At 51.3% G+C, this 20,090-nt stretch carries 7 protein-coding genes; all 7 read right to left on the reverse strand.

Annotated features, from left to right (window positions below; translation table 11 throughout):
* Window positions 1-13: 13 nt before the first annotated feature.
* Complete coding sequence (locus Q4E93_RS34240; protein ID WP_303592615.1) at window positions 14-9,637, reverse strand: non-ribosomal peptide synthetase; 9,624 nt, start codon at window positions 9,635-9,637, stop codon at window positions 14-16.
* Between the two features lie 27 nt (window positions 9,638-9,664).
* Window positions 9,665-11,293 (reverse strand): MBL fold metallo-hydrolase, encoded by a 1,629-nt coding sequence (locus tag Q4E93_RS34245; protein WP_303592616.1) that lies wholly within the window; start codon window positions 11,291-11,293, stop codon window positions 9,665-9,667.
* Window positions 11,268-11,993, reverse strand: a complete 726-nt coding sequence (locus Q4E93_RS34250) for a thioesterase II family protein (protein WP_303592617.1) — start codon at window positions 11,991-11,993, stop codon at window positions 11,268-11,270. The genes Q4E93_RS34245 and Q4E93_RS34250 overlap by 26 nt, the downstream gene beginning before the upstream one ends.
* Before the next feature lie 5 nt (window positions 11,994-11,998).
* A complete protein-coding gene (locus Q4E93_RS34255; RefSeq protein WP_303592619.1) occupies window positions 11,999-13,663 on the reverse strand; it encodes a cyclic peptide export ABC transporter in 1,665 nt (554 codons plus the stop codon).
* Window positions 13,664-13,836: 173 nt separating this feature from the next.
* Window positions 13,837-15,354, reverse strand: coding sequence for a glycogen/starch synthase (locus Q4E93_RS34260; protein WP_303592621.1), 1,518 nt, complete (start codon window positions 15,352-15,354; stop codon window positions 13,837-13,839).
* Window positions 15,355-15,357: 3 nt separating this feature from the next.
* Window positions 15,358-17,319: an alpha-amylase family glycosyl hydrolase gene (locus tag Q4E93_RS34265; RefSeq protein ID WP_303592623.1), complete on the reverse strand. Its 1,962-nt coding sequence runs from the start codon at window positions 17,317-17,319 to the stop codon at window positions 15,358-15,360.
* The coding region (locus Q4E93_RS34270; RefSeq protein ID WP_303592625.1) for an amino acid adenylation domain-containing protein at window positions 17,283-20,090 on the reverse strand (2,808 nt) is incomplete at its 5' end. The genes Q4E93_RS34270 and Q4E93_RS34265, both read right to left, overlap by 37 nt.

Consider the following 20,090-nt stretch of genomic DNA (forward strand, 5'->3'; position numbering starts at 1 on the left):
TTTGGTATTGTGGTTATATTGAAAAAGACATATCTCCGATGACATCCGGCAGGGCATGATCCTTGAACTCCCTGACAACATCCCTGACCAACGCCTTATCGCCGGCCTGTCCGTCGCGATGCAGGCAGATCTTTTCAAGTAAGGACCTCAGGTCCTCCCAGGCGTTACTGATCCAGGGCATATCGTAATAGGCTGAGCTGAACCTGATATTCAGGACCAGCCCATCCTGCTTCACGTAGAAATCAAAGTTTAATTTGAAATGGCTTACTTTATAGTTCAGGTTATAGGGTTCGGGTGAAAGGGTGGTGGCGCTAAGTTTGCCGAGATCGGTCAGGTCCTGCAGCTGAACGACTATATCGGAAAAGGCTGTCCCGTTCTTTCTATCAGGGAAAAGATCCTTCACCAGGTCCGCGTATGAATACAAATTGAACTCGAGCGCATCCAGGATACCTTCCTGTACCTGAGTGACCATGTCATAAAGGCTGGCATCAGGCCTTACTACCGTCCTCAATGGCGAAAAGCCGGTGTACAGCCCCACCTGGTCTTCCAACTCGATCTGGCTCCTGGCATCGTTGATCAATGCGATCACGATGTCATCACTGCCGGAATATATGTTCAGCAGCAGGTTAATTCCTGCCACCAGGACGGAGAAGGTAGTTGCATTCCAGTCTGCGGCCGTGCTCCGGATCATGTCGAACAAGGATTCGTCGACCTCCACAGAGAAAACATTTCCATCATTGGCGCTGAACATTCCTTTCTTCGTACGGGACGAAAGCTCTATCGCGGCCGGGGCGTCCTTGAACTTCAGGAGCCAGTGCTCCCTGCAGGTGTCATAATAGCTATTGCATTGCCTGTTCTTTTCCCAGGCGACATAATCTTTATATTGGTTCTCCGGGCGCCGTGCGGAGGGCTCCCGTCCCGCGGCTAACTCCGCATATGCCTGAAAGAGCTCTTTTACAATTATTTTCAGCGATACACCGTCGGCTATGATATGATGGATGTTAAAGACGAGAATATATCTGTCTGCGGCAACGCATACTAAAAGTACTTTCAGCAAGGGCGCCTTTTGCAGATCGATCTCCTCCGTGATCCACTCCTGTAAAGACCTTTCAAGATCCTTTCCGGGCAATCGTACATCGATGGAGGCCACTTCGAAAGCAACCTGGCCAGCGGCAAGCACTTTCTGCCTGGGCTGGTCCTCCTCCAGGAAAAAGGATGTCCGGAGAGTATCGTGTCTTTCGATCATCCCGCGGCATGCCTGTTCCAGGAAGTTGCGTTCAACAGGTTGTTTTATCATGAATGCGATGGGAATATTATAAGTCCTGTTATTCCCTTCGAACTGGCAGGACAGCCAGACTCTTTTCTGCGCTTCGGAAAGATCATAGGATGCCTGCTCTCCGGCAGGCATTATTTGCTGGTACAGTTCCTGCCGGGCCGACCGGATACGGCCGGCGATGCCTTCAATACCGGAGCTTTGAAATATATTCCTTATGCTCAATCTTACATTGAACTCCCTTCGAATACGGGCTATCAGCCTCAATGCTTTGATGCTATGGCCGCCCAGGTCGAAAAAGTCGTCCTCCATCGCCACCTCGCCGGAGGCGAGCACTTCCTTGCAGATCTCCAGCAGCTTCCTTTCCATCGGTGTCCGGCCGTGATCATCCCGGACCACGCGGACCATATACTTTTTCCAATCCGCAGCCAGGGCGGCTTTGTCCGGCTTGCCATTCGGCGTCAGTGGCAAGCGCTGGAAGAAAATGAAGTGAGCCGGCACCATGTACTCCGGCAAACGAAGTCTTATATAGCTACGCAGGTCCGATGCCGTCATCGCTCCCTCCCGCACCACATACGCCAGCAGCACCGGGATATCACTTTCGTCCTGCCCGGCTACGACCGCAACCTCCCGGACATCTTCATGACCCGATAGGGTTTTCTCTATCTCCTGTAACTCTATCCGGTAGCCCTTTATCTTGACCTGATGGTCATTTCTTCCCAGGTACTTCATCTTCCTGCCGGGCATCCACCTGCCGATGTCTCCGGTCCGGAAGAGACGCCCGCCCCCATGACTGTACCGGTCTTCTACAAACCTTTCCTGCCGCACGTCATGCAGGTAGCCGGGAGAAACCCCATCGCCGCCGATGTAGATTTCCCCTGCTGCCCCGAAAGGCAATAATCTTTGATTTCCATCCAGCACGTATAGCCGCGTATTGCGTATGGGCTCACCGATGGACGGCTCTTCATCATCGTCCGCAGACACCAGGGCAGCAGTGGAATACGTCGTGGTTTCCGTAGGGCCGTAGAGGTTGTATACCTTTTTCACCTGGCTGAAGGCGTATAATTGCCTGACCAGGCCGCTTCTTAAAGCTTCGCCCGCCAGGTTGATGACCGACACCGACAAAGGTATCGTTCCAGCCCTGGCCAGTTCCACAGCTACGGACGGAACTGTATTGATCAGAGTGATCTCCTGCTTACCAGGCAATGTATCGATCTCTGCGGCGTTGTTGGCAAGTATGCATGTACCGCCTCCCGCCAGGGGCAAAAATATCTCGAAAACGGAAAGGTCAAAACAAATAGAGGTGCCGGCCAGCACCCCGCTTATCTCTTCTGCTGAATAGACAGACAGCGCCCAGCTGAGGAGGTTGAACACATTGGAGTGGGTTATCTTCACCCCTTTGGGCCGGCCGGTCGTTCCGCTGGTGTAAATGATATAAGCGATGGCACTTCCGTCCGCTGTTGCGAATCCGTTGCCGCCAGGGGAGATCCCTGCCTGCTGCTGTCTGAAACTCCTGAGGACATCTTCATCGATGATCACTTTACACCCCGAATCCCCGACCATAAGATCGATCCGCTGTTGCGGATAAGCCGGGTCGATAGGGACATACCCCGCCCCCGTCTTCAGTACCGCAAGCATGGAGATCACCATCCATTCCGATCTTTCCAGCATAATCCCCGCAAGCGATCCTGGCCCTAAGTCATAAGATGTATGCAGCCACCAGGCTAATTGCCCTGACAGCTCATGCAAAGTCTTGTAGTCCAGGCGTTGATCATTATACACCAGCGCCACCGAATCCGGGGCAAGGCGGACCTGCTCCTCAAAAAGTGCTGTAATGCTTTTGTAGGCGGGCACATCCGTCTTCGCCGGGTTTACTTTCCGCACCAGCAGGTCCGTCTCTTCAGCATCCAGGTAATCGATCTCATCTATCACCGTATCCATGCCCGCCAGCGCGGCGTCCAGGAATTGGATCAAATGGTCCAGCAGCTGTCTGATATTATCCCGGCTGAAAATGTCAGGGTTATAAATGGCATTCAATAGCAATTGCCCGTCAGCCTGCTCTTCGAACTCGAAAGTAATGTCGAACTGGCTGGTCTTCCGCTGGAGGTCGTTCATGACGGTGACATCGAGGCCTTCAAAAGAATATCTTTTATTGGTTTCAAGCTCTACCTGGTTCTGAAGGACGACCAGTATATCAAACAAGGCGGACCTGCTGTTGTCGGTTGGGAGATCCAGCCTGTCTACCAGCCTGGCAAATGGGTAAGCTTTATGCGTATACGCACCCAGCAATAATTCTTTCACCTGTCTCAGCAGTCCCGAGAAAGGTTCATTTCCCCGGACGCGGGTCCTGATGGCCAGGGTATTGAGGTATAATCCGACCTGGTGTTCCAGCTCTTTTTCGTCCCTGGTAGCAACAGGCGTCCCCAGTACAATATCGTCCTGCCCCGTATACCGGTATAGCACTGCGTTGATACCCGCCAGCAATCCCATGAACAAAGTAGCACCTTCCTCCGAACACAGCGCTCTTAACCCGGAGACCAACGGGGAAGGGATCATTGTAATGATCGTGTCGCCCTTGTATGTTTTGACGGCGGGGCGGGTCTTATCAAAGGGCAGCTGCAGGACAGGCAGCTCGCCACCAAGCTGGTTGAGCCAATATTCTTCGTTCTGTTTCTCCCGGGTTGACTGCAAATGGGTGTTTTCCCAGGCGGCATAATCCTTGTACTGGATCCTCAGGGGAGTTAACGACGGCTCTCTGTTGCCGGCATAGTCGCTATAGACCTGGGACAGCTCTCTCAATATGTTCTCGACGGACCATCCATCACTGATGATATGGTGCATGGTGATCAGCAAAACGTATTTCCGTGGAGCCCTGGCGAGGACGCTAATCCTGAACAGCGGCCATACGCCAAGATCAAACGGACGTCCCTCTTCGGCCAATGCAAATTCCCGTATATCCTTATCCGCATCTGCTGTTCTGCTGAGGTCGGGGTACTGAACGTTGTATACGGGCGGCGAGGGTAGAATGTACTGTCTAATTTCACCTGCGGGCGCTTCGCGGAAGACGGTCCGGAGGCTTTCATGCCGGCTTATAAGGTATTGTATAGCGCGATGCAGCAGTGTAGTATCGGGGTCGCCTGTTATATCGATGCCGCCCTGTATGTTGTATGCACAGGAACTGTCCTCCGCCTGGCTGAGCACCCACAGGCGGAACTGGCTGTCTGTGAGCAAATAACTCCGGGAATGGCCGGCCAGGGGTATGATGTCACCGCCGCCAGTCCCTGAGGCGCTGATGGACAAGGCCAGGTCGGCCAGAATGGGATGGGTAAATATTTCCCGCAAGCCTGTCCTGTATCCCATGTCTGCCTGGATACGGGTCTGCAGCTGCATCGCCTTGAGGCTATTGCCCCCGATGGAAAAGAAGTCATCGTTCCTCCCGATCTGTTGCCTGTTCAACAACCCGGACCATAGAGCGGCAAGCCGTTCTTCCATCCTGGTAGCCGGTGCTTCATAAGCGGCAGCCATTTTGAGCTTTTCATTCGGCATGGCCGCCAATGCCCTTTTGTCCACTTTGCCGATGCCGATGCGCGGGAATTCCCTCACTTTGACATAGGCGGCAGGCAGCATGTGATCAGGCAGCCATTGGGACAGGAATCTGTTCAGCCTAAAGGGATCCACCGCTTCCCCGGTTTTTATGTAGGCCACCAGATAAGCATCGTCCGGGTCCTTCTTATCCAGTAGCACGACAGCCTCATGAATGTGTTCATGCTTCAGGAGGGAGGCCTCGATCTCACCCAGCTCGATCCTGACGCCATTTATCTTTACCTGCAAGTCCCTCCGGCCGATGTACAGGATGTTGCCGTTCTCAAAGCGCGCCATATCCCCGGTCCTGTAAAGAGTACCCTGTCCTGATTCCGGCACCGGGTTAGGGATGAACGATGCATTGGTCCTTGTCTCGTCTTTCAGATAGCCCAGGCCGACGCAGTCGCCTCCCAGGTATAATTCGCCCGGCTCTCCCGGCGCCACCGGCTGCAGCTCCTCGTCCAGCAGCAAGGCCTTTACATTATCGATGGGCCTGCCTATGGGTATGTTGTCCCCGATCTCCCCACTGATCTCAAAAAACACCGTACCCATGGAAGCTTCTGTAGCCCCGTACGTATTCGTTATCCCCACTTCCGGAAGCATCTCCCTGAACCTCCTGATAGCTTTGGGGTTCATAGCCTCTCCGCCGATGAGCAGCTGGCGTAAAGAACTTGCCTTCGTTTTCCCTTTCTCACCTGAGATCTCCAGGTAATCAACAAAAACGGAAAAAACAGAAGGAACAAAGTCAGTAAAGGTCACCTGCTCTTGCTCGATCAGGTCTATGAGGGCATGGAAATCCATATCTTCGGCAGGAGTAGGAATGACAGTCTTGCCGCCATTCAGCAAAGGCCAGAACATTTGCCAGACACAGGCATCATAATCATATTTACTGGCAAACAGAACGCTCTCCTCCTTATTCTGTCCATAACGTTTGTTCATGTAGAGCAGCCTGTTCAGGATCCCTCTTTGAATATTTACCGTGCATTTGGGCATCCCCGTCGTACCGGAGGTATACATTCCGTAAATGGGGGTATCCAGGGAGATACTATCCTTCGTATCAGGCAGGCCGGTATCCAGGAGATCAAAGGCGATCTCTATTTGTTCATGTCCTCCTCCCGGATGGACTTTTCGCCCCCCTTTGTTGAAGACCAGCAGGGCCGGCTCCAGCTCTTCCATCAACAGGTCAATTCTTTTCACGGGCCAGTCCAGGTCGATGGGTACAAAGGGCGCGCCTATCTTCAACAATGCCAGCATGCAGATGGGGATCTCCAACCCCTTGTCCATGAACATTGCGACAAAATCGCCCTGGCGGACACCCCGCTCCCGTAACAGTTTCGCCAGGTGATTAGCCTTGCCATTGGCATCCCGGTAAGTAACAGCCCTGCCACCGCATACGATGGCAGTCCTCTCCGGAGTGGCTGCGGCCTGCTTCTCCACAAGGGAAGCAATGTGCTCACCAGGCGGATAAGTTCTTGTCTCTCCCGAAGACAGTTGGATTATCCGGGCTTTTTCGTCAGCACTCAAACGGCTGAACCTGGCATTATAAATAGGTGCTATAGCCGTACCCGGCGCCTGGGTCACCAGGCCGAGGATCTGTTTGAATTCTTTAAGTAACAGCTTAACCGTGGTCTCCCTGAAACACGCCGTTCTGTAATCCATCCGCACATGAAAAACATCTCCTGCGCCCGTGATATAACAATTCAGGTCCACATTCATATCGATGCCAGTGTTCCCTGGAAAAAATCCGAATGCATCCGGAACATCCTTGTTTTCTAAAAAAAGTAATCCGTTGAAAAAAACTGCCGTAAAAGGAAATCCTCCGATCCTGCGCCCGAGGCCCAATTGTTCCGCAATAAGACCGGGGGAATAACGATGATGCCTCAAGCCCCGTTCAATAGCGGTTTTTATTTCGCTCAGCAGATCTTCGATCGTGACGATGTCGGCCAGCTTGTACCTGAGAAGGACGGTATTGACAAAAATACCGAGCATATTCCGCAAGGCCGGGTGGTCCCTACCTGCCACAGGCATGCCTAATATAACTTCTTTCCGCCGGGAGAATTTGCTCATCAATAAGACAAAAGCGCACTGCAGGACCGTATATACCGTAACCCCATGTTGCCGGGCAAGCCTATCCACTGCCGTCCATTGATCACGGTGGATGACATCGATAACAGAAGCGCCTTTCCTGTCGTTGATGTCCGTCCTGGGAAAATCATAAGGCAATTTAAATTCCGCGGCATCCCGCAATTGAGCCAGCCAATACTGATGGGTCGCCTCCATTTCCGGAGAAGCGCTCCGGAGGGCGTCAAAAGCAATATAATCCCTGTACTGGAAAGAGGATAACCTGCTTGGTATTTGCCTGTTGGCCACGGTGGCATCATACCTGGCCCTCAATTCCGAGGAGAGGAGCATGAGCGCATAGCCGTCGGCGATCAGGTGATGAGCTACCAGCAGCAGTTTACAGGTGCCATCATCCAGTCGGATAGCTGTCAGATGAAACAGTGGCAGCCGGGTAACGTCTATATACTTATTAGCCTCCTGTCGCACCGTCTGGAGATATCCCTTATGCTGTGAAACGTCTGCCGGCGAAGAAAGGTCTATCGACTTTATTCCGACGTGCAAATAATCTCCTACGAGCTGAACCACCCTATCCCCTTGCCGTGGAAAGGAGGTCCTTAATATTTCCTGTTCCCTGATAATTTCATTCAGCGTCTTTTCCAGTATCATCAGATCGGGTGGCGTATCCCATTCCAGCACAACAGGAAGGTTATAGCAGGTGCTCTCTCCTTTCAGCTGCTGATCATACCACATTGCTTTTTGCACGGTCGACAGATCATGAACGGCTTGTTGTACCGTGGCCCGGAATATAATTTGGCCGCTGCTGTTCCTCGCGTCGATGAATCCTGCCAGGCTGCGTATGGTAGGATAGGAGAAGAGTAAGGTATAGTCATCCATAATGTCCGGCAGGAGTCCCGCCAGTTGTACCATTTTAATGGAATCGAGCCCCGCCGAAAAGAGTGCGTCGTCCGGATGGACATCCCCGATGCCCGACACTTCCCGCACTGCATCCAGGATCCTTTTTTCCGTGGGCGATAATATATACCCGCGGCTATCGGGCAGCGCATCCCTAAACGGAGATCTATATACAATATTAAGCGCATTATTCGCAAAGAGGTCCTTATTCGCCGGCCGGCGCACCTTGCCGCTGGTGGTCTTTGCCAGCGTCCCTTTCCTGATGAGGACGATCTCTTCCGCGCCGATGCCGAACGCTTCGGACAGGGCAGATGCAATATCCCGGCAGATGTGGTCATAGGCAGCCGCGCTGTCATTATCCACCTCACATACGACCACAAGCTTTTCCTTTTGCTCCTTTTCAATGGTGAAGGCGGCGCAGCCCCGGGAAGGTATCAGATCGCTGCAGCCGGCAGCAACTTCTTCGATGTCGCCGGGATAATAGTTGACGCCATTGAGAATAATGAGGTCCTTGATCCTCCCGCATATGAATAATTCACCACCTTCGAACATCCCCAGGTCGCCGGTCCGAAAGTACCGCCGTTCATTTCCCTGGAAATCATGATCGAATGAGGCGTTTTCTTGCTTGTCCCCCCAATATCCCCGTGCAACGCTGTTACCGTTGATCCATATTTCACCCACTTCTTTTTCTTTCAGCGCTTTACCATCTCCATCAACGATCTGTACATCATAACCGTATGGTCTTCCACATGACACCAGTTCATAAAGAGGGGCCCCGGGCGCGACATATTCAATTGTCCTGGGTCCATCTCCATTAGGGGCGGCTGCGATCAACAGGGTCGCTTCAGCCATCCCATAGCAGGCCTGGAACGAGCCGGCCTTGAAGCCACAGGCGCCAAATGCAGCAGCAAATTCCCGGAGGGTTGCTGCACGCACGGGTTCAGCGCCGTTGTAGGCCGTTTTCCATGAACTCAGATCGAGGTCTTTCTTTTCGTCATCCGAAATTTTCTTCGCACACAGCTCATAAGCAAAATCAGGTCCACCGCTGGTAGTCCCTTTATATTTGTGTATGGCCTTCAGCCAACGCAGCGGCCGCTGTATAAAATCAGAAGGCGCCATCAGCACGCACTTTGCCCCCAGGTAGACCGTATGCAATATATTCCCGATGAGCCCCATATCATGGTGAAATGGAAGCCAGCTTACGATCACCGCCTTCTCATCCTGTCTGAATGCAGCTTTTATCAATTCCTGGTTGCAGATGACATTGTCATGCGTAACCATCACCCCTTTGGGCTTCCCGCTGGATCCGGAAGTGTATTGAAGAAAGGCAATATCGCTTTTCGTCCGTTGCCCATCGTCCGGTTCAGCCGTATCGTCGCCGATGAGGTCAGAGCACAGCACCCTGCATCCGGGGTTTTCCTTTTCCAATCGGTGCTGCCGGCCCCCGCTGGTGCTTGTAAGGATCAAAGTGGCTCCGCAATCGGCGGCAATGCGTCCGGGCGCCTCCGCCCACCGCCCCCGGCCTGTCAGAGGGCAAGGGACGGCAATGAGGTCCGCATAAAGACATGCAAAAAATGCTTTTATAAAATCCGTTCCCGGTGGATAAAGCAATATGACCCGCGCTCCCGGCGTACGATCTTTCCTCAAACGGGAGGCAATGGCTTTGGCATCTGCACATAGTTCGCGCCAGGTAAGGTTAATCTCTATATCTTCTCCATCCGCGAGGTAGGTGAATGCCACCTTTTCTGCCTTTGTTTCAGCACAATGCTCTAAACAATCTGTAATACGGTGGTTTGATCGTACATCCATAATATGGCCCGCCTCTAAATTGATCGGTTATATCTCTGCCAGGACTTCATGCACCGGCTGTTTCAAATAGAACAATTCTTTCTCTCCATATAGCCGTTCCGCGACGATGCCCTGCTGAATGCATTTTTTCACCAGCATGTTCGAAGCAATGATCGGGTTGGACTCGTCCGTGTACTGAATACTGCTGATGAACTTCAGCCATGGCTCCATACCCATGGCGTATACATACACCTCTTTCGGGTGATAGACGTCCACCAGCGCCATCCCCCTTTCGAAGTTGGATCCCGCCAGTCGCCTGGAGCTGTCTTTGTCCCTCGACAGCTCATCGGTCATTAGTGGGCCATACAACCACGTCAGCGGCGCACCGTCGCACTCCATCCCGATGAAGATAATATCGACATCCCCTATCTCCTTGTAAATGTGCTGGTACAACGCAGGTTCGATATTGCAGGAGTCCGCAACGAACAGCATGGAGAACTTATCCACTTTAACGTGGTGGCAGATCTTGGAATGTATGTTGAGATCGCAGTGTTCACCAAGGAAAGGGATGCCTGTAATAGTGCAATCCGAGAATTGAGTGCTCTCCATCTCGTCCAGCTCAAAAATATTTTGAAAACCCATGTTCTTGAACATCAGCTTTAAGGAAGGGTCCTGCAAGGCGCCCGAACCGCTGCGCGGGACAATCAGGTGCCTGATCTTATGACGCAATGGCAATAACGTCTCAAAAAGCACATGATCCTGGTGGTTGTGCGTTATGAGCACATAATCTATGACGTCGGGAAGGTCGATATCGGAAAACCTGGCTACTTCATGCTGGTACCCGTAATAGCTGATCAGCGGATCTACCAGGATGCTGACCTCTTTTGTTTCCACCAGGATGCATGCATGCCCGAAATAGCGCATCCGGATCTTATCACCTTCATATTTCTTATAGCCCGGCAGGCTTTCCGCCGTGAAAAAAGTCCTGAATAACGCATCCTCCTCCTCTTTTATCCCCATCATGTCCTTTATATAGGCATAGGTTTGAGGTGTCCGTTTCATCTTTGCCAGTTCATCGATGCCCGGGTGGTTGAAAGGGATATTTAAATGGAGAACATGTTTCTCATCCAGCCTCGGGGTGCTTAATACAAATGGTCTTTCGTCATTCTCCGTGATCCAAAGCGCAATGCTCTGACAGGACGGTTTATAAAACGGGCTTTTGTATAACAGGTGTTCAAAAAACCTGTAGGACGGATTATTATTAAGGTCATACACCAGTTCCACATAGCCTTTCAGCATGGCCGGGATCTTGTCGTATAATGGCTCCAGTGAAAACCCTTTCGGATGGTTCTTCAGCAGTTTTTCCAGCTGTTTGATCGCTTCGGAAAGTTCTACGAGGTCATTTTGCTCTTCGATGGTCCTGTCGCGCAGCTGCCTGATATCATCCACCCGTCCCCCGTCGTAGTCGACGAAGGGACCACCCAACATCTTCGGGTTCTTGACAGCTGCCGCATGTATATGGGGCGCCTGGATATAGGAGTTAAGTATCTTGAGATGCCGGCCAGTGATATTCATAGCAGCTGTTGCAGGCGAGATTAAATGGGACCATGCATACCATCTATTGAATAAAGGCTCGATGACAACATTGGGCTTAAGATATAACGGCTGTTCGTTCATTGGTAATTTTTTGATTGAGTGTATGGATAATGTCTTTTACTATTTCTTCACTGAAAGAAAAGATAAAGAAATGCTTTCCGGGGAACTCTCTTATTTTTAGCTCACCGGTCGTTTCCTGTTGCCACAGCCGGGCATCTTCATATTTCGTCTCTTCCTCAGACCCGAAGAAGACCGAAATGGGGACATCGAATGGCGCCGACTGGCTATATCTGTACATTTCAACTATTTTAAAGTCCGATCGAAGGATAGGCTCAAAGAATACCATTAGTTCATCGCATTGAAGTACTTCATCAGGCATCCCCCCCATTTCCTTTACTTTCGCGAGGAAATCTTCTTTCGTCAATTCATGGTATTTTTCTTCCCGCTTGCTCTCGAGGGTCGCCGGGCCGCCGCAGCCCGAAACAAACAGATGCAAAGGCCGGGGTAAATTCGCTTCGATTATTTTTTTCAGGGTCAGGAACGCAAGCAGGCCGCCCATGCTATGCCCATAGATAGCATATGGTTCCTGCAGCACTGGCTGGATCTGCCGCAAAATATCGTCCACCGCCTGCGATGCGTCCTGCAGCAGTTTCTCCTTGAATCGCGTTCCCCTTCCAGGCAGCTCGACGGATATCAGGTTTAATTTGTCCCTGGCATGTTTCTGATAGTCTGTATATGAATACTTGCTTCCTCCCGCAAACGGTAAACAGAATAAATTCATCGCCATTATTTATAATTGATTAGATCAGCCCGTTCCAGCCTGGGAACGTCATCATAAACGATCTTTCCAAAGTCGAACTTGATCAGTCTGTCCGCATAACTGTAATAGGCATCGTCGTGAGTGACGGCAACCACGGTCTTTCCCTGGTTCTTCAGCCAGGGGATGAGCTCCCTGTAAAAATAGGCCCGGAAACCGGGGTCCTGCTCGGCCGCCCATTCGTCCAGGATGATAACAGGCCTGTCTTCCATAAGCGCATAGATCATAGCCAGCCGCTTCTGCTGTCCCTTGGAAAGATTATTATCGAAAAAACCTCTCTCCTTGTTCATCTGCAGCACGGAAGTCAACCTGAACAATTCAATATGTTTTCTAAGGTAAGGGTCTTCGGTATCTACTTCAAAGTCATTGTAGTTCTCGGAGAATAAATGGTTATTCGTAAAAATGGCAGACAGCTGGTCACAGTAGAACGAATAGCCCCTCATCGAAACGACTTCGCCATTCATCATTATCCTGCCCGCTGCCGGCCTGTACAGCCCGGTGAGCAGATTGACAAAAGTGGTCTTCCCGCTGCCGTTGCCCCCCATTATAAAAACAATCTCTCCCTTCCCTATCTCCAGGTTCAACGGCCCCAGCGTAAAAGACTGCTCTTTATTCCTGCTGGTATAGGAATATCTTACATTGTTAAAAAAAATGCTTTCGAAATTCTGCCCTTTATCAGGCATATCCCTGTGCCCCGCATGCGGGCTCGTTGCATTAATATCCCTTTCCAGCGCATTGATCCGCTCGAAGGCGATCTTCATCCTGGTGTAAAAAGGAATGGCTCCGACAATTGTTGCCACGGGACCCATAATATAAAGGATGGCAAAAACAAAAGTGAGGCTGGATGCAGTATTTAAATGCAAGAACTTTGGAAATACGTATAAGACAATTCCCAGCACCATGTACCAGCTGTACCCCCCAACCAGCCCGTTCCTCATATAGCGCATCGCAGTCTTCCGGTCGTAACCCCTCGACTGCTTTAGGGTCCTTTTCAGGAAATTCTCGGTTAAATTATCATTTCGCACCGTGCTTAGCTTCACTTCTTTGAACCCCATGATCAGATCCCGCAGATGCCTGTAATAGGTGTTTTGCAGATCTCTCAGCTTATTCAGGTCCTTTTCGATCAGTCTATTCCTCAAAATATAAAAGCCCGTTAGTCCCACCACCAGGGAAAGGATCAGCAATGCGCTCAACGGCGACAGGACAAACATATATGCCAGCGCGCAAATAATAATAATGGAGGAGTTGACGAAGGTTATCAGGTTCTGAGGAATGCCCGCAAGCAGCTTAATATCCGTGAGCGTTGCATAAATTTTTTCGCTACCAAGCTTTTCAAATGATTCGTAATCGGCAAATCTCAGCTTATCGAGAATGGAGGTCTCCAGCTCATAAAGATTGTTATTGGTAAACCTGATGATATTGGCCTGATAGATATAACTCAACGTCACCGATGTCAATATAATAAGGAGGAACATCAGCCAGTCGAAACGGGGAAAGTAGGGAAGGGGCTGCTGTCTGATGGCATGACCGATAAATATCAGGACCAGACTGCTCACCAGACTGTTAATAGCGCCGAGTACGATAAAAACAATGATAGGCCTGGAGTGCCGGTAAAAATAATGCCGAATATTCATAGATAGGTCTGACGAAAAGGTTATAACGGTTATTTCTAAGTTCTCGCGGGGATAGGAAACAGGGAAATCGCGGTTAGGCGTGTATAGCGTAATTTATCGATTTAAATTTTAATTTAAAGAAAAATGAAACAAAAAAAATCTTAAAAAATTATTCCGCAGAAGCAAAGTACAAATTAGGAAATTTCACCATGCAATATCTGCCCGAAAAAATCGAAATATCGCTCCTTGGCCTTATCCCAGGAATGGTCCTCACCCAGGCAATGAACGACCATTTTTTGCCAGGCATCCTTTTTATGCTTATAGACATCCACCGCTTCGTTGACAGTGGCAAGCAAACTGTCATAGCTGAACTCGCCGATATAGAACCCGGTGCTGCCGCCCGCATTTTCCCCATAGGGTTTTACAGTATCGCGCAGACCGCCCACCGGGCGCACGATAGGAATGCACCCGAATGCCATGGCGTATAGCTGTACCAGTCCGCAAGGTTCAAAAAGCGATGGACAGAGGATGGCATCCGATGCTGCCAGCAGTTCTCTGGCAAGCAAGTCGCTATATTGGGGGATATAGCTGAACCTTCCGGGAAACCGTTGCTGTGCAAGGGCAAATCTTCTATGTACATTTCCTGTCAGACCACCCGCAGGATGGCCGCATACGATCAGCCCGATGCCGGAATTCAACAATGCCTCCAGCTTCTTCATTGCTACTGCTTCACTATCCCAGAAATTCATGAGCAACGTTATGCCTTTTTGCTCCGTAAGACGGCATAGCATCACCACCAGCGGGGCTTCCGTGCAGTGCAGCGCATATTTTCCTGTTATTTTCAACCTGGCCTTCCGCTTCATTTCAACGACCTCCCTGCATTTGTCCTCAAAAAACTCCGGCAGGTGAGGCTTCATTTTCCAAACCCTGTCATCGATGCCATTCGGCAAAGCATGTACTTTCTTCCTCTTTATCAGCTCCAGGAATACGAGCCCGGGATGAGGAACCCTGTGCTCCTCCAGTTCCCTTGCATAAGTCGCGCTCACGGTAGCAACATGATCCGCATGTTTCAATCCCAGGGAAAGCATCGTCGCCATGCCGTACCTGGAAAAGACAGGCATCAGTTGAGAAGTTAATTCCTCGTCCAGGTAATCGCATACGTCCGGGAATATCTCCCCCTGGTGCTCGTAGTTATGTATCATTAGAATGGTGGAAAAGCGTTTTCTTTCTTTCAAAGCGCTCAGCTTCCCGCCGAACGCAAAGCATCCGCAAACATGCCAGTCATGGAACAGCAGGTGGCCGGGATCCAGCTGAAGGTCCTCCAGCAGTTGAAGGGCCGCCTTGCCGAAATACAGGTAAGCGAAAAAAGAAGCATTCTGCTGATAGGGCATTTCCCCATCCTTTGGTCTGCCGCTGTCCTCCCCCGGCTCGAGATCACTAAAAACATTGCCGTCTGACATGTTAAGAAAATAATACTTCACCGCTCCGTCATCGTGGTAATAATAGACGAACTTGTATTCGATGCCCTGCATAAGGAGTGCGATCTCCCCTTCTGGCGCCTGACTGAGCCCATGCATCCTCCCTTCATAATAAAAAGAAATGACAATATTGGGTTCACGTTCCGAAAGATACCTTGGCAAAGCGCCCAGCACATCGCCTAAACCTCCTCGCTTGTAATAAGGCGCGACTTCTGAACCGAGATGTACTATCATAAGCTAGAATTCATATACTGATCTGATATTTTCGTCGGGTCCGGAATACAGGGCGCTCACACCATATTCATTTACACGGTACGCTCCTTCCGCAATAGCCTTCCGGCTGTCGTCGAAATTTATATAGAACTGCAGCCGCCGGTCCTGCAGCGCTCTTGTTACGACCAGAAGATGCCCCCCGCCTCCGGGTGTGTCCAATATGACGCTGCCATAAGTGAAAAGATCAAAGTATGCTTCCCGCAGCCGGTTCAACGCCCGTATACAATCCGTCATGGAATGGTCGGGACAATCAAACGCCATACATTGCCTGTTGAAAGGATCGGCCAGGCCTTCCATATATGTCTCCTCGCCATAATACATCACCGGTGTTCCCGGCAACGCGTAGATCAAAATAAATGCAAGCCGGTAATGCTCCTTTTGCCGGAGGAGAGAGAAGAACCGTGGCACGTCATGATTGCTGGCAAAACTCCAGGAAAACTGGTTGACGCGGAAAGCGTTCCTGCTGAGCATATCCATTATTCTCATCGCAAGCTGGTTGACGGAAAGCTTCCGCTGTTGGAAAAATGCGATGATAATATCCCAGTAAAGCGCAAAATTCGTAGTGCCGTCTATACACCCCGATGCTGTCATGTCCTTCGAATTCGCCTGCCAGGATTCCGCAATGACCAGCAGCCGAGGGTTGACCTCGCGGCTGGCGTGGACAAACTCATCCACGAATCCTGCTGGCAGTTCCGTGCCCGTATCCAATCTCCACCCGTCGATGCCGAATGCTTCCGGCCAATACCGGGCCACCTTCCTGAAGTATGCCCGAACCTCTTTATGCTCCAGGTTGAATTGGGGCAGATCTTCATATCCGTGCCAACCGCTGCACACAATGTCGCTGCCTGCCGGCAGGGAAGACGGCGGCCTGTAGAACCAGTCCTTATAAACCGGGTCCCCCTGCATATCCGGTAAGTTCTTACATGCATGGAATTCGGCAGAGCAGTGGTTCAGGGCGATGTCCAGGATAACTTTGATCCCCCAATCATGCGCTTTGCGGATCAATTCCCTGAGATCTTCATCGTCACCCAGCACGGGATCGATGGACATATAATCCGAACAGTCGTACCTGTGGTAGCTCCTGGCGGCGAACACAGGGTTCATGTATATGAAATCGAACCCCATGCCGGCGATGTATCCCATCTTCTCGACAATACCTCTTATGTCGCCCCCTAATACACCAGTCAGGTCTGCTGCCGGGCTCCGCATTATCGCCTTCCTTTTGTCGCCACCCGGGCCCCCTATGTGGAATCTGTCGGGCAGTACCTGGTATCCGGCTTTCAGGGGAGTGCAACTTTCTCCCGCCGTCCTTACCAGGGGAAAAATAAACAACTTCTCTTCCGGAATGGAATCTACGAATGTGTGATCACCGGATAAATATTTCACCTGCCCGCCTCCTGAGATCTTCATGGTATACTTCAGCTCTTCAGACAGAAATGGCAGCCTGACGAACCAATAAGCGTTATTCTTTTCCCGGAAGGCGAGGTGCAATGGATAAGCCGAGGACCCTGTTATCAGTTCAACCGACCCTATCCATGTCTGATGGGTAATAGCCCGGATCTCCCAAACCTCATCCCTGACATGGCTGATATAATTCACTTCATTCCTGAACTCCAGTGGGCAAAAGATCTGGCTCTCGACGACCACGGGCGCCCGTTTTTGAACATCATAGGGAGAGATTACCGATTGCTCGTTATTATAGGGGTTCTTATAATCGCCGTTAAAGAAAAAATGATAAAAGGATTTACCGCCCGGTAAAAACACATCGGTCCTGAAGAAATTTTCCATGCGGTCCATTCTTTTCCTGAAATATCGTCCCCTGGAAGGAAATATCCCGATGTCTACGTGCTCGATCGCCTCATTGAAAGGCTTGAAAAGGAACTCCTTCTTTACAAGTGCTCCGGTTCCGGCTGTGTTCTCAGGCATAAACATGAATCGATGGTATTTATAAAATGACTGAATATCCATTCAATGTCTTCCGGCTGGTAATAGATCGTTTTGTAATTGCAATAGATCCCTATGCCATTGCTGTATTCTGTGATATGCAGGTCAAGGTCAAAGTAACCGCTGCCGGTGTTTGCATAATGCCTTGGTCCAAGATCCTGCAAAAGCTCCAAATGGTTGTCCGGAGAGGATGGCATATTCAGGAATATCCGGCTGATGGCCGAAAATGAAATATCAAGATCATCGAGAATTTGTTCAAAAGGGTAGTACTGATATTTATAAGCGTGCAAAATATCCTTGCTCAATGCGCGGATACCGTCGCGCAGCGGCAGGGTCTCATCGACAGAATTCCTTATCAGGACGGTGTTGACCATGAACCCTATCAGCCCCGCAAGGCTTTCATGGTCCCTTAATACTACGTTAGCCGCCACGATCATATCATTACAGCCGGTGAGGCCCCGGGCCCACAGGTTCAGGAAAAACACCAGCACCGCGAACAAGCTGGTATTACAGTCCTTTGAAAGCTGTTTTAATTCCGCGTACATTAAAGGAGCGATCGTAAAATAATACGTAGAGCTTTCATGCATGACCACCTTGCCGATGACGCCGAAGAACCGGCTCTCCTCCTCACGGCTCATCGGCTTGAGACACTCCCCGATCTCATGGGAGAGGATCTCCCGGTAAGGCCGCCGCAACACAGGCGCCAGCTCCGGCCTGCGGCTGGTAAGCAGGTCCCTGGCCGGCAGCTTCTCTTTGCTGAACCTGTGCCAGTAGCGTAAAAAATCGTCCTTTAGCGCCGCCCTGACCAATTGTTTGTTCCAATGAACATAGTCCCTGAATTGCACCTTTACAGGAGGCAGGTCATTGGGCAACCCCTGCAAAAATATCCTGTAAAGGGTCATTAATTCACGCTCAATGACGTTCTTCGACCACTCGTCGCAAACGACATGGTGCATATTGAAAATGATATAATGGTCGCCTTCGTGCAGCTTTATAAGCTGTATATAGAAGAGAGGGCCTTCTGTAAAGTTGAAAAGATGCCTGTTGGCACTGCTTATATATTCCTGCAACTTTTCCTGTACATCTGTCTGTGCGGAAATATCAATGACCTGGAAGGGTATCGGAAATTCATCGAATGGCTTTACGATCTGCTTTCCTCCGTCGATGTCCACAAAGATAGAACGCAGGCTTTCGTGCCTCCTGACCAGCTCCATGCAGGCTTGCCGGATCGCGTACCCGTTCACATCCCCAATGCGCTTATTAATGACACAATTGAATGCACCCTGTTTTTTTTCATACCTATACATCAGCCATTGTCCTTTTTGGGCCTGTGACAGATCGTAATACGGCTGCTCCTTCATGGGGAGGATATCGGTGAAACCCTGACTATCCGAGGCCCCGTTGTCTATCCATTGTGCCAGTTGCCTTATCGTCGGATGTAAGAAAATGATGCTTATCTCTATTTTGACGCCGAGTTCCTTGCTTATCTTCGACACCAATTGTATTGCTATTAAAGAATGGCCTCCCAGTTGAAAAAAGTTATCATATATCCCTACCCGCCCGACTTGCAGCAGTTGCTGCCATATCTCTGCCAACGTCTTCTCCAGCGCTGTGCCAGGCGCCATATATCCATCCTTCAGCGGTCCCCACGCTTCAGGGTCCGGCAGGCCTTTGCGGTCCACCTTCCCGCTGGCCGTCAGCGGCAGCTCCGCCAGCCGCACCAGGATCCCGGGCACCATGTACTCCGGCAGCTCCCGCAGCATCACCGCACGCAACCTTTCCACCTCCAGCTCCCCTTCCACCACCACATATCCCACCAGCACCTTATCGCCCATCCCTCCTTCTTCGCCCGCCACCACCACACACTGCAGCACACCTTCACAGCTCCCCAGCACCCGCTCGATCTCTCCCAGCTCCACCCGGTAACCCCGGATCTTCACCTGCCCATCACGACGCCCCAGGTACGCCAGGTTCCCGTCCGGCAGCCACCGCGCCTGATCCCCCGTACGGTACATCCGTCCACCCGTAAACGGGTCCTTCACAAACTGCAACGCCGTCAGCTCCGGACGATCCCAGTAGCCGCGCGCCACCTGCGCACCGCCTACGCAAAGCTCTCCTGCCACACCATCCGGCAGCAGCTGTCCCCGCTCGTCCATAATGTACAAGCCTGTATTCCATACCGCCTGCCCTATCGGCACCACCGGCCAACTGCCAGAACCCACAGGCACCCTCCAGCAGCTGACATCGATCGTCGCCTCCGTCGGTCCATACAGGTTGTACAACGATTTGCCCGGCAGCCGCTCTGCCATCATCCCTATATGGCTGCTCCGCAACGCCTCCCCGCTGCACAATATCCCTTTCAGCCCCGCACACATGCCCGGCCCGACATCCTGCAGGAACACCTCCAGCATCGATGGCACAAAATGGATCCATGTTATTTTCTCCGCCGCAATCACCCACTGCAGGTAGGCCGTATCCCGATGACCGCCGGGACGCGCCATCACCAAGGTTGCTCCCGACACCAACGGACCCAGCAGCTCCCACACCGACACATCGAAGCAGAACGTCGTCTTCTGCAGCACCGCATCCCCCGGCCCCAGACCTAAATACCAGCCCGCCCAACGCAGCCGGTTCGACAGCCCCTCATGCTCTATCATCACACCCTTCGGACGGCCCGTAGAGCCCGACGTATACATCACATACGCCAGATCGCTCCCTCCCACTTCGACACCCGCGCCCTGGCACGATCGGCC

The sequence above is a fragment of the Flavitalea plasmicola genome (assembly GCF_030546645.1).
In the GTDB taxonomy this organism is placed as follows: Bacteria; Bacteroidota; Bacteroidia; order Chitinophagales; family Chitinophagaceae; genus Puia.

Excerpts from the sequence above, each read along its gene's own strand:
- Q4E93_RS34240 (WP_303592615.1), bottom strand. The coding sequence starts at position 9,637 with ATGGATGTACGATCAAACCACCGTATTACAGATTGTTTAGAGCATTGT.
- Q4E93_RS34245 (WP_303592616.1), bottom strand. The coding sequence starts at position 11,293 with ATGAACGAACAGCCGTTATATCTTAAGCCCAATGTTGTCATCGAGCCT.
- Q4E93_RS34250 (WP_303592617.1), bottom strand. The coding sequence starts at position 11,993 with ATGAATTTATTCTGTTTACCGTTTGCGGGAGGAAGCAAGTATTCATAT.
- Q4E93_RS34255 (WP_303592619.1), bottom strand. The coding sequence starts at position 13,663 with ATGAATATTCGGCATTATTTTTACCGGCACTCCAGGCCTATCATTGTT.
- Q4E93_RS34260 (WP_303592621.1), bottom strand. The coding sequence starts at position 15,354 with ATGATAGTACATCTCGGTTCAGAAGTCGCGCCTTATTACAAGCGAGGA.
- Q4E93_RS34265 (WP_303592623.1), bottom strand. The coding sequence starts at position 17,319 with ATGCCTGAGAACACAGCCGGAACCGGAGCACTTGTAAAGAAGGAGTTC.